Source organism: Klebsiella sp. HMSC16C06, from assembly GCF_001808325.1.
GTDB classification, from domain to species: Bacteria; Pseudomonadota; Gammaproteobacteria; order Enterobacterales; family Enterobacteriaceae; genus Klebsiella; species Klebsiella variicola.
This window is the reverse complement of sequence record NZ_KV793000.1, coordinates 37,508-49,097: the sequence shown is the minus strand read 5'-3', so window position 1 is coordinate 49,097 and position 11,590 is coordinate 37,508. Positions and strand designations below refer to the sequence as shown.

Below are 11,590 nucleotides of genomic sequence, written 5' to 3'. Positions count from 1 at the left end.
TACCATGAGCGAGACGGCAACCTGGCAGCCGAGCGCACCCATTCCCAATCTGTTGAAACGCGCGGCGGTGATGGCGGAAATCCGCCGTTTCTTTACCGATCGCGGCGTGCTGGAGGTGGAGACGCCTTGCATGAGTCAGGCGACGGTAACGGATATTCATTTGTTCCCGTTCGAAACCCGTTTCGTCGGCCCGGGCCATTCACAGGGACTCAATTTGTACCTGATGACCAGTCCGGAATACCATATGAAGCGCCTGCTGGCGGCGGGCTGCGGTCCGGTTTTCCAGTTGTGTCGCAGCTTTCGTAATGAAGAGATGGGCCGGCATCACAACCCGGAATTCACCATGCTGGAGTGGTATCGTCCGTGCTATGACATGTATCGCCTGATCAACGAGGTGGACGACCTGCTGCAGCAGGTTCTGGAGTGTCAGCCAGCGGAAAGCCTCTCCTATCAGCAGGCGTTCCAGCGTCATCTGGATATTGATCCGCTCTCTGCTGATAAAACGCAGTTGCGTGAAGTCGCGGCGAAGCTGGATTTAAGCAATATCGCCGATACTGAAGAAGATCGCGACACGCTGCTGCAACTGTTGTTCACCATGGGCGTGGAGCCGCACATCGGCAAAGATCGGCCGACGTTTATCTATCATTTCCCGGCCACCCAGGCCTCGTTAGCGCAGATCAGCCCGGAAGATCATCGGGTCGCTGAGCGCTTCGAGGTTTACTACAAAGGTATTGAGCTGGCGAATGGTTTCCACGAGCTGACCGATGCCCGCGAACAGCGTCTGCGATTCGAGCAGGACAACCGCAAACGCGCCGCGCGCGGCCTTCCGCAGCAGCCTATCGATAACAACCTGCTGGCGGCACTAGAGGCGGGCCTGCCGGACTGCTCCGGCGTGGCGCTGGGCGTTGACCGTGTGGTGATGCTGGCGCTGGGTGCCGAAAGCATCGGCGAGGTGATCGCCTTTACGGTCGACCGCGCCTGATGGCGCTGTCACCTCCTGCCGCCTTAGAGCGGGGGAGGTGACAGACCCGCCCTGACCGATCCTCCCTCACGCTATCCCGGTTTTCGCCCGAATACCCACAATCTCCTTCCGTGCTTTTGCTACTATCCGCGCTCATTTTTTGAGGCCAGGCGTTGCCTGTTGGGTGATGCCCACGTTTGGATAGATTTATGCATCAACAATTCAAGAAGATGAGCCTGATTGGGCTGATTCTGATGATCTTCACTTCGGTGTTTGGCTTTGCCAACAGCCCGTCGGCGTTTTATCTGATGGGCTACAGCGCGATGCCGTTTTATCTTTTTTCCGCCCTCTTTTTCTTTATTCCGTTCGCGCTGATGATGGCGGAGATGGGATCGGCTTATCGTCGCGAAGAGGGCGGGATCTATTCCTGGATGAACCACAGCGTCGGGCCGCGCTTTGCTTTCATCGGCACCTTTATGTGGTTTGCGTCGTACGTGGTGTGGATGGTGAGTACGGCGGCTAAAATTTGGGTGCCGTTATCCACCTTTTTGTTTGGCGCGGACAAAACCCAGACCTGGGCGCTGGCTAGCCTGACCCCGACGCAGACGGTGGGCATTCTGGCAGCCTGCTGGATGGGTGTCGTGACCTTTATTGCCGTCAAAGGGATCAATAAAATCGCCAAAATCACCGCCGTCGGCGGCATCGCGGTGATGGGGCTTAACCTGGTGCTACTGCTGGTGAGTGGGGCGATCCTCCTGCTCAACGGCGGCCATTTCGCCCAACCGTTAAACTTCACCCTTTCACCTAATCCCGGGTATCAGTCGGGCATGGCGATGCTGTCGTTTGTGGTATTTGCCATCTTTGCCTATGGCGGAATTGAGGCGGTCGGCGGCTTAGTGGATAAGACTGATAAGCCGGAAAAGAACTTTGCCAAAGGTATTATCATCGCGGCGATCGTTATCTCGGTCGGTTACTCGCTGGCGATTGTGCTGTGGGGCGTGAGCGCCAACTGGCAGCAGGTGCTTGGCGCGCGTTCGACCAACCTCGGCAACATCACCTATGTGCTGATGACCAGCCTTGGGACGACGCTCGGCCAGGCTCTGCACCTGACGCCAGAGTCGGCGGCCCTGACCGGAGTCTGGTTCGCCCGTATTACGGGCCTGTCGATGTTTCTCGCTTACACCGGCGCGTTCTTCACCCTCAGCTATTCTCCCCTGAAAGCGATTATCCAGGGCACGCCAAAAGCGCTCTGGCCGTCGGTGATGACCCGTCTCAACGTCAACGGCATGCCCGCCGCGGCGATGTGGCTGCAGTGTCTGCTGGTCGGGGTGTTTATCGTACTGGTATCGTTCGGTGGGGATAGCGCTTCCGCGTTTTATAACAAGCTGACGCTGATGGCCAATGTCTCCATGACCTTGCCCTATCTATTCCTGACCATCGCCTTCCCGTTCTTCAAGGCGAAAATGCATCTTGACCGGCCGTTCGTGATCTTCAAAAACCGTTCGTCGACGCTGCTGGCGACCGGCGTGGTGCTGCTGGTGGTGACCTTCGCCAATATCTTCACCATTATCCAACCCGTCATCGACAGCGGGGACTGGAACAGTACCCTGTGGATGGTCGGTGGGCCGATCTTCTTCTCACTGCTGGCGCTGGGGATCTACGAAAGCTACCGTCGGCGCATGGCGTCCGGCGCGCTGGTGATGGAGAGTTAAAGAACCTGCCCGGCGGTGCCGCCGGGCAGGGGATGGTTTACAGGCTACCAGCCGTACGGCGGCTGGTTTTTCCGGCCGAGGTCATGGTTTTACTGCTTTGCCTGCCGTCGATACTTTCCAAACGCATCTGGAACGGAGGGAACGGCATATCAATGCCATGCTCGCGGAAGCCCGCCAGGATCAGCTGATGCATCTCATGGCGCAGCGGCATGCGATGCCCCATCTCCGCGGCAAAAATACGCAGCTCGAAAATCTGGATCCCCTGCTGCAGGTCGACGAGAAACGCTTCCGGCGCCGGGGTATCGATGACCAGCGAGCAGCGATGCGCCGCGGCAATGAGAATTTTCGTGACCTCGTCGGTATCGGCATCCACGGGTGCCGGCACCGTCAGCACCACGCGGGTGACTGAGTCTGACAGCGACCAGTTGATAAACTGTTCGGTGATGAACGCCTTGTTCGGCACGATAATCTCTTTCCGGTCCCAGTCACTGATGGTGGTCGCACGGGTATTAATGCGGGTGACGCTGCCCGTCAGGTCGCGAATGGTGACTGTATCGCCGATGCGGATCGGCTTCTCAAACAGGATAATCAGGCCGGAGATAAAGTTGGCGAAGATCTCCTGCAGGCCAAACCCGAGACCCACACCCAGCGCGGCGACCAGCCACTGCAGCTTCGACCACTCAATACCGATCATCGAGAAGCCCACCAGCCCGCCGACGAGCATCAGCAGATATTTGGTGATGGTGGTGATGGCGTAGCCGGTGCCGGGCGTTAAATCGAGATGCTGGAGGATCGCCAGTTCCAGCAGCGCGGGCAGGTTGCGCACCAGCTGAGTGGTGATGATCAGCACCAGAATGGCAATCAACACCGCGCCAAGCGTGATCGGCTCAAGGCTTTCCACCCCTTGTACCGTCGAGGTCACGTCCCACAGCGAGATATTCTCAAGGAAGCCAAACGCCGAATGAATTTCCGACCACAGCACGATGACCGACAGCAGCGCGATCAGCATCAGCAGGGAACGCACAAGCCGCAGCGACTGGGTACTGATGGCATCGAGATCGACCTCGCTGACCTCCGTCTCCACCGACCCCTCCGGACTGCTGACGTGAACGGGCTCATCTTCGCCGCGGGCGCGCTGGGCGAGAATTTCCGCGCGACGGTGGCGGGCCCGGTCGAAGGCCAGCCGGCGGCGCTGGATCAGCATCCAGCGGCGGATGATGTGATAGACCACCAGCAGCAAGAACCAGATGGCGACCGAGGTTTCCAGACGCGCAAGCAGCGCCTGAGCGGTGGCGAGGTAGCCGACGGCGGCCGCCAGCATGGCCACCAGCGGGGCGCCAAGCATCAGGTTCCACAGCAGGCGGTTCACCATATTGTCGCCATTCCCCTCTTTATCCAGATAGAGCGGAATACCGGCGTGCTTAAGGCTCAGCGTGACCACCGCCAGCGCGCCGCAGATCAACAGGAAGCACAGACGGCCCAACGAAGCGGAGAACTCGCGGTCGTTAAGATTATCAAACATGATCAGCGCCATGATCAGCGGCACAATTAGCCCGATGCTCATCAGGTAGTAGCGCATCGCCTTCGCCACGCGGCTACGCGGCCAGCCGAAGTGGGCGATAAACAGCCCGTTTGGCCGGGCGAAGGTGGCGCAGATCATCACCACCCACAGCAAAGGCACGGTCGCCGTGACCCCATCGCCTATCGCCACCGCCAGCGGGAAGGGCCAGGCGGACTGCAGGCCATAGCCGAGCGTCATCCACAGCACCGGCAGCGGCGAGGCCACCAGTATCGACCAGAAGACCGTGCGCAGCGTCAGCCAGAAGTGATCCTGGGTGACTTTCCCCACCCGGGCGCTGGAGCGCTCAAGGAAGCGGGTGAAATGGCGTCGGGAGCTGATGCTAAAGCCAACCAGCAGCAGGGCGGCAAACAGCGGCAGCAAGGTCTCTTTGCTGGTGAGCATCATCGCGCTGGCTTTGCCCAGCTCGCTGATGGTATCCAGGGAGATCAGACGCCGTAGATCCTGGACAATCTCCAGCGGCCAGGAGAAGCCGATGGGGCTGACGTCCGAAGTCCAGAACAGATAGCGGTGGGTCGCTTCGTTGATCTCTTTCAGCGCGTCTTCCAGCTGGCCGTTGGCGACCTTCAGCTTAGTGAGCTCCAGCATCAGAGTATCGCCGCCGCGCAGCAGCGAGTTCAGCAGCTCGTTCTGCGTGCGCAGCTGCGCCTGCAGGATCTTGTTCTGCTCGCTGGTCAGCGGTTGGCCGTCGGCCTGACGGATCTGCCGCAGCTGTGGTTGCTTACTGAGTAAATCTTCAAAGCGCAGACGCTGCACGCGCAACTGTGCCATTTCCGTATCCAGCTGCTGTGGGCGAGGGCGTTCCGGCAGTCGCGCCACCTGGGCGCGTAAGGCTTCACCCAGCAGGTTGGAAGAGCCCAGCCACTGCGATTGCTCGCGCAGGGTGTTTAACGCCTGGCGCACCTGCAGCGTTTGATTCGTCGCCTGCCGCTGCTGGGAGGCCACCAGATCCATGCGCTGCGCCTGCTGGTTCAGCGCCTGGGAGAGCTCCCGGTTGACCTTGAACTGCGCGGTGATGTCCGGCGGCAGGTTTTCACTGTTCTCCGCCAGCAGTTCGGTGCTCTCCAGCGCCTTTTCCGCCTCCCGCTGGCGCTGGCTGTTCTGTAAATTGCGCAGCGCCTGCAGATAGGCATCCAGTTGTTCGCTCTGCTTTTGCGCCAGCTCGGAACGGGCGCGCGACAGCTCCTGGCGGTTGTTGGCGGAAAGCTGGGCGAGGTCGAGTTCATCCACCAGCGCCTTCAGGCGCGCCGATTCCGCCTGCAGGGCAAGATTTTGCGCCTGGGCGAGAGCATTGTTGCCGGTTTGCGTGCCGATGCGGCGCTCAACCTCATTGAGCTGACGACGGGCATCGGTTTGCTGTTGCGGCAGCTGGTTCAGGGAGTCGGCGATTTCACGCGCGCGATCCTGCTCCTGCTGCGCCTGGCGGCTCGATTCCAGCAGCTGGCTGCTGACCTGCAGGATCTCCTGGTTCAGCGCATCGGCGGTCAGGCCGGTTGGCACCTGGCGCGGTTCTTCGCTCAGATTGTTGAGCTGGGAGCGCAGGCTTTGAAACAGTTTGGGGAAATTATCGATAACGTCCTGATACTGACGGGCGCGCTCGAGGGACGATTTTTGCTCCTCAAGCGCGTTCAGCGCGGACTGCAGAACTTCAACGGTTTCAGGCTGGGCGGGCTTTGCCGCCTTCGCCTGTTCCAGTTCCTGGGTTATCTGTTTAGCATCCGGGGCTGTCGCAGCGTACGCCCCGAAACTGAGGCTCAAGGCCAACAGGAAAGTGTATATCAGGCGCACGGCATAACCCTTTTTGCTGAAGAATTAACCTTGGTCTTGTGTATCGTCAACCAGCGGGCTGGCGCGGTGTTCGGCGCGGATCTCTTCTTCCGGTAACGGCGCGGGTTCAGCAGCGGTGCTGGCTTCCACGGCGGTCGCCAGCGGTTGGCCGATTTTAGTCACGGACAGGCTTTGCAGCGAGTCGACCAGCTTCACCTGGCCCGGGGCAAACAGGTTGATCACGGTGGAACCCAGTTTGAAGCGGCCCATCTCCTGGCCTTTCAGCAGGGCGACGGAGCCTTCGCTGTCGCCAGCGGGCCAGGTCCAGCGTTTAATAATGCCTTCGCGCGGTGGGGTCACGGTGCCGGACCACACGGTCTCGATGCTGCCGACGATAGTCGCGCCCACCAGAATTTGCGCCATCGGGCCAAACTCAGTATCAAACAGGCAGATGACGCGCTCGTTACGGGCGAACAGGTTAGGCACATTCTGCGCCGTCAGATGGTTAACCGAGAACAGGTCGCCAGGGACGTAGATCATTTCGCGCAGGATGCCGTTGCACGGCATGTGCACGCGGTGATAGTCGCGCGGCGACAGATAGGTGGTGGCGAAGCTGCCGTTACGGAACAGGTCGGCCATTTGATAGTTGCCGGCCAGCAGGGCTTCCAGGCTGTAGTCATGACCTTTGGCCTGCAGGATTTTATCGTCTTCAATGGCGCCAAGCTGGCTGATCACGCCGTCTGCCGGCATCACCAGCACGTTGGGATCGGTATTCAGCGGGCGAACGTCGTCGCGCAGCGGACGCACAAAGAAATCGTTGAAGGTGCGATAAGCCGCGGTATCCGGCTTCTGCGCCTCTTTCATATCGACCTTGTAGTATTTCACGAACAGATCGATGACCAGCTTCGTCAGCCAACCTGCGCGTTTGCTCGCACCCCAGCCTGCGAGGCGGGTGAGCCACAGTTTAGGCAGAATGTATTGCAGTGAAAGTTTAAGATCGTTTAACAAAGTAGCCTCCAGGCCATGATATGTCGTTCCTGACCCCACCTGTGGGCGGGGTCCTGAAAAAAGGGGACGATTCTATACGTAAACCTCGCCAAATGGCATCCGCGTTAGTCGCAGTTTGACCGCGTCCTGGCAGAGCCTGACGTGATGCTCAGCTTAATGATCAGTCATCGGACGAGGAAAAGTTTTTACGCGTTTTTACCTGTACCTGCTCCATGCTTTCGAGGATGCGGTGGTAGTTCTCAAAACGGCTTTCGGCGATCTTGCCGTTCTCTACCGCTTCGCGAAGCGCACAACCAGGATCGTTATCGTGTTTACAGTCGCGGTATTTGCAATGGCCTAAATAATCATGGAATTCGACAAAGCCATGGGTGATTTGTTCCGCTTCCAGATGCCAGAGGCCAAATTCACGAACGCCCGGCGAATCAATCACATCGCCGCCGTGCGGGAAGTGGTAGAGGCGCGCCGCGGTGGTGGTGTGCTGGCCTAAGCCGGAAACGTCCGAGACATCATTGGTGAGGATTTGATCCTCATTCAGCCCCAGCAGGGCGTTCAGCAGACTCGATTTACCGACCCCGGACTGCCCGGCGAAAATGCTGATGCGGTCGGTCAGGGCCGCTTCCAGCGGCTTGAGACCGTCCTGAGTCCGGCTGGAGACCATGAGCACGCGGTAGCCGATATTGCGGTAGATGTCCATCTGCTCATTGACGAAGCGCAGGCCATCGTCATCCAGCAGATCGATTTTATTCAGGACGATCAACGGCTCGATATCCTGCGCCTCGCAGGCCACCAGATAGCGATCGATAATATTCAGCGACAGTTCAGGCAGGATCGCGGAAACCACCACGATCTGATCGATATTGGCGGCGATAGGCTTCACGCCGTCGTAAAAATCCGGACGCGTCAGGACGGAGGCGCGCTCGTGCACCGCTTCGACGATCCCTTTGACGTTTACGCCGTCGGCGGCGTCTTTACCCGGCCGCCAGACCACGCGGTCGCCGGTGACCAGCGAACGGATTGTCCGGCGAATGTTGCAGCGATGGACGCTACCGTCAGCGGATTCGACGTCGGCATGCATACCAAAGCGACTGATGACAATGCCTTCCGACGTTTCGCCAAACAGGTTGTCATCGTAGTCGGCCTTCTCCGCAGTGGTTTTCAGGCGGCGCTGGTGGTTGGCGTTGACGCGGCGCTGCTGGCCTTTGGAGAGTTTATTTTTACTCAATCGAACTGGCTCCTGGTCGCCCTGATGGGGCAAAACCTCTATGATACACGCTATTTTAGATGAATATAGTCACGCAAGAAGGGTGGAAAATAGCATGAGTGCAAATGAAAACAACCTCATTTGGATCGATCTTGAGATGACAGGGCTGGATCCGGAGCGCGATCGCATTATCGAAATCGCCACCCTGGTGACCGATGCCAACCTGAACATTTTGGCTGAAGGGCCGACTATCGCCGTGCATCAGTCGGATGCTCAGCTGGCATTAATGGACGAGTGGAATGTGCGGACGCATACCGGCAGCGGACTGGTGGATCGCGTGAAGGCCAGCGCCGTCAGCGAGCACGATGCCGAACTGGCGACCATTGAGTTTCTTAAGCAGTGGGTGCCGGCAGGCAAGTCGCCGATCTGCGGCAACAGCATCGGCCAGGATCGTCGCTTCCTGTTTAAGTACATGCCGCAACTGGAAGCCTATTTCCACTACCGCTATCTGGACGTCAGCACGCTGAAAGAGCTGGCTCGCCGCTGGAAGCCGGAAATTCTCGACGGCTTTAAAAAGCAGGGCACCCATCAGGCGATGGACGATATCCGCGAGTCGGTTGCCGAGCTGGCCTACTATCGCGAGCATTTCATTAAGCTGTAAACCAATACCGGGCCTGGTGCGGCCCGGTACATCTTTCTGATTATTTAAACCACTTTTGCTGCATCTGCTGGAAGTCAGGCGTCGCCATGACCGCGGTCAGGGCATCGTTGATGGCATTCAGCAACTCCGGATCGTCTTTGCGCACCGCAATCGCATACTGCTTACCGTAATAAGCCGGGTCGGTGGCCCGCTCATCCATGATGGCGTAGTCAGGGTTCTCTTGTTGCCAGGCGTCAAGGGTGGCGAAGTCGCTCATGACGCCGGTTATTTCGCCGGCTTTCAGCGCGGCTAAAGCGCTGGCGACGTCGTCGTAAGGGATCGCCTGCACGGCCTTCTGCTTATCGCGCAGATAGTGCTGGTGCAGCGTGCCTTTCACCACGCCGATTTTTTTGGCTTTCAGATCGGCAAAGGTATGGGCGACATCTTTATTGACGATCACCACCCCGGAGAGGGCCTGGCGATAGGGGCGGCTAAAGGCGACCTGCTTCTCGCGCATTGGGATCACTTCCATACCGGCTATCACCGCATCAAACTTCTTAAAGCGCAATGCCGGGATCAGGGTATCGAAACGCTGCGCCGTAAACTGGCACTGCGCCTGCATCTGCTGGCACAGGGCGTGAGCGAGATCGATATCGAAGCCGACGGGCTGATTTTTGCCGTTGGCGGTGACAAACGGCGGATTGGCCGTGGTAGTGCCAAAATGGAGCGTCTCGGCTGACGCGGTTCCGATGGCCAGCGTGCTCAGCAGCAGGACGGTGAGGACTTTTCTCATGCTAATTCCCTGTTTGGCGTCGTGGTGGCCACGTTATACGTCGCGCCACCGCACTATGATGCGAGCGATTTTGCGTCATTCAGCCGGGCGGAAAAAGCAATTTTGCCCGTTATGACGCTTATTTATACAATTCAGCGGCGTAGGTGGCGAGAAAATGTTCATTTAAACAAAAAACGCAAAAAAGTGATCGTCAGGGGGTTGCAGGGGCATCGAATTCTCGTATAATGCGCCTCCCGTAACGACGCAGAAATGCAAATTACGACGCCATCAAAATATGGCAAAAAAAGCAGTAACGCGGGAATAGCTCAGTTGGTAGAGCACGACCTTGCCAAGGTCGGGGTCGCGAGTTCGAGTCTCGTTTCCCGCTCCAAAATTTGAAAGCACCATCCTGATCACAGGGTTTCAACTCGCAGATGCGAGGCGAAAGCCGAAGATTAAGCGGGAATAGCTCAGTTGGTAGAGCACGACCTTGCCAAGGTCGGGGTCGCGAGTTCGAGTCTCGTTTCCCGCTCCAAATTTTCTTCCATCTCTTATTTATCCACAGTGCAATCCAGCGCCGGGGATGATTTTCATTTGATATCCAGAAATACTGTGAACAGAGTTATCCACAGGTTGTCGTTCCGTCTTTGACGGCGTAAATGCTTCGCTTTGTAAATAGTATCTTTATATATCATTGAAATTTAACAATTAAATTTCATTTCAAAATGTTAATCCGATCACTTGACCTCGGTCTGCGCCTTGAAACGCAATGTGTTTTAGATTTTATTCACAGCCTGTGAATGAATCAGGCGTCGCGCGGCAAGCCTTTCTCTACCACCCTGACCAGACGTAATTTTTTCGGCAGTTGTACTTCGACGGCGTCGGCGTTCCGCTTGTTTATTTGCTCAGCGATAGCCCATTCGATGTGCTCGTCGAGAAGCGGGTGCTCACCCCGGCGACTCTCCAGCGCGCGAAGATGGGCTTCATCCCAGGGCGCATTGCCCAGCGCGACGGCGATATTGCGCAGCCAGCGCAGGTGGCCAATGCGACGAATCGCCGACCCTTCGGTTACCTTCAGAAACCACGCTTCGCTCCAGGCGAACAGCTCCACCAGCGGTGGCGCATGCAACGCTTTGCGTGGACTGAAATCCTCTTCATCGGTGAGCTGTGAGAAACGGTTCCACGGACAGATCAACTGACAATCATCACAACCGTAAATACGGTTGCCGATAAGCGGACGGAACTCCTCCGGGATAGCGCCTTCCAGTTCAATGGTGAGATAGGAGATGCAGCGCCGGGCGTCGACGGTGTAGGGCTCAACGATGGCGCCGGTGGGGCAGATGGTCATGCAGGCGACGCAGCGTCCGCACTCCTCCGCAACCGGGCTGTCGACCGGTAGAGGCAGATCGATCAGCAGTTCGCCGAGGAAAAAGAATGACCCCGCGTCGCGGCTTAAGATAAGTGAGTGCTTACCTGTCCAGCCAAGGCCCGCTTTTTCTGCGATTGGCCGCTCCAGGATAGGCGCGGAATCGACAAAAGGTCTAAAATTGAGCAAAGCACACTGTTCCTGAATCTTCTCCCCCAGTTTTTTCAGGCGATTACGTAGCAGCTTATGATAATCACGCCCGAGGGCATAACGGCTGACGTAACCCAGTGCGGGATCTTTCAGGGTGCGGGCAAAGGCGGCGTTGGCGGGCAGATAGTTCATCCGCACGCTGATAACGCGTAACGTACCGGGCAGCAGTTCGTGGGGACGGGCGCGCATCATACCGTGACGGGCCATCCACTCCATTTCGCCGTGGTATTGTTTATCCAGCCATGCCTGCAGTTTGGGTTCACTGGCGCTGAGGTCGGTATCGGCGATACCCACCTGCTGGAACCCGAGCTCTGTGCCCCACTGTTTGATTTGTTGCGCTAACTGAACGAGATCGAGGGGCTGTGACATGATGG

General features: G+C 57.9%; 8 protein-coding genes and 2 tRNA genes. 5 read left to right on the top strand and 5 right to left on the bottom strand.

Translation table 11 applies throughout. The features are described 5' to 3' along the window. The first annotated feature begins 4 nt into the window (after positions 1 to 4). On the top strand, positions 5 to 982 hold the full coding sequence (epmA, locus tag HMPREF3142_RS11520; RefSeq protein ID WP_008807206.1) for an elongation factor P--(R)-beta-lysine ligase: 978 nt from the start codon (positions 5 to 7) through the stop codon (positions 980 to 982). A gap of 188 nt (positions 983 to 1,170) precedes the next feature. Further along, positions 1,171 to 2,673: a glutamate/gamma-aminobutyrate family transporter YjeM gene (gene yjeM / locus HMPREF3142_RS11515; RefSeq protein WP_012969119.1), complete on the top strand. Its 1,503-nt coding sequence runs from the start codon at positions 1,171 to 1,173 to the stop codon at positions 2,671 to 2,673. 37 nt (positions 2,674 to 2,710) lie between these two features. Here the strand turns inward: yjeM and mscM are convergent, their stop codons facing one another. The 3 genes from mscM to rsgA form a co-directional block, all read right to left on the bottom strand. After that, positions 2,711 to 6,040: a miniconductance mechanosensitive channel MscM gene (gene mscM, locus HMPREF3142_RS11510; RefSeq protein ID WP_032701134.1), complete on the bottom strand. Its 3,330-nt coding sequence runs from the start codon at positions 6,038 to 6,040 to the stop codon at positions 2,711 to 2,713. Between the two features lie 24 nt (positions 6,041 to 6,064). Beyond that, complete coding sequence (gene asd / locus HMPREF3142_RS11505) at positions 6,065 to 7,027, bottom strand: archaetidylserine decarboxylase (RefSeq protein WP_012969117.1); 963 nt, start codon at positions 7,025 to 7,027, stop codon at positions 6,065 to 6,067. Positions 7,028 to 7,187: 160 nt separating this feature from the next. Next, a complete protein-coding gene (rsgA, locus tag HMPREF3142_RS11500) occupies positions 7,188 to 8,249 on the bottom strand; it encodes a small ribosomal subunit biogenesis GTPase RsgA (RefSeq protein WP_008807202.1) in 1,062 nt (353 codons plus the stop codon). Positions 8,250 to 8,343: 94 nt separating this feature from the next. Between rsgA and orn the strand changes: the two genes are divergently transcribed. Then, on the top strand, positions 8,344 to 8,889 hold the full coding sequence (gene orn, locus HMPREF3142_RS11495; RefSeq protein ID WP_004206435.1) for an oligoribonuclease: 546 nt from the start codon (positions 8,344 to 8,346) through the stop codon (positions 8,887 to 8,889). 40 nt (positions 8,890 to 8,929) lie between these two features. Here orn and HMPREF3142_RS11490 read toward each other — a convergent pair whose 3' ends face one another. Beyond that, positions 8,930 to 9,661, bottom strand: a complete 732-nt coding sequence (locus HMPREF3142_RS11490; RefSeq protein WP_016160145.1) for a transporter substrate-binding domain-containing protein — start codon at positions 9,659 to 9,661, stop codon at positions 8,930 to 8,932. A gap of 294 nt (positions 9,662 to 9,955) precedes the next feature. Between HMPREF3142_RS11490 and HMPREF3142_RS11485 the strand changes: the two genes are divergently transcribed. Both HMPREF3142_RS11485 and HMPREF3142_RS11480 read left to right on the top strand, forming a co-directional pair. Further along, positions 9,956 to 10,031: transfer RNA gene (locus tag HMPREF3142_RS11485), tRNA-Gly, on the top strand. A 68-nt stretch (positions 10,032 to 10,099) separates the two neighbouring features. After that, positions 10,100 to 10,175 (top strand) — tRNA-Gly (locus HMPREF3142_RS11480). Between the two features lie 270 nt (positions 10,176 to 10,445). Here HMPREF3142_RS11480 and queG read toward each other — a convergent pair. Next, the gene (queG, locus tag HMPREF3142_RS11475) at positions 10,446 to 11,585 is read right to left on the bottom strand and encodes a tRNA epoxyqueuosine(34) reductase QueG (RefSeq protein ID WP_064171747.1); all 1,140 of its coding nucleotides are present in this window, start codon (positions 11,583 to 11,585) and stop codon (positions 10,446 to 10,448) included. Between the last annotated feature and the right edge of the window lie 5 nt (positions 11,586 to 11,590).

What these genes read in the sequence shown, in the direction of transcription:
- orn (WP_004206435.1), top strand. Translation starts at nt 8,344, where the DNA reads ATGAGTGCAAATGAAAACAACCTCATTTGGATCGATCTTGAGATGACA.
- queG (WP_064171747.1), bottom strand. Translation starts at nt 11,585, where the DNA reads ATGTCACAGCCCCTCGATCTCGTTCAGTTAGCGCAACAAATCAAACAG.
- HMPREF3142_RS11490 (WP_016160145.1), bottom strand. Translation starts at nt 9,661, where the DNA reads ATGAGAAAAGTCCTCACCGTCCTGCTGCTGAGCACGCTGGCCATCGGA.
- epmA (WP_008807206.1), top strand. Translation starts at nt 5, where the DNA reads ATGAGCGAGACGGCAACCTGGCAGCCGAGCGCACCCATTCCCAATCTG.
- yjeM (WP_012969119.1), top strand. Translation starts at nt 1,171, where the DNA reads ATGCATCAACAATTCAAGAAGATGAGCCTGATTGGGCTGATTCTGATG.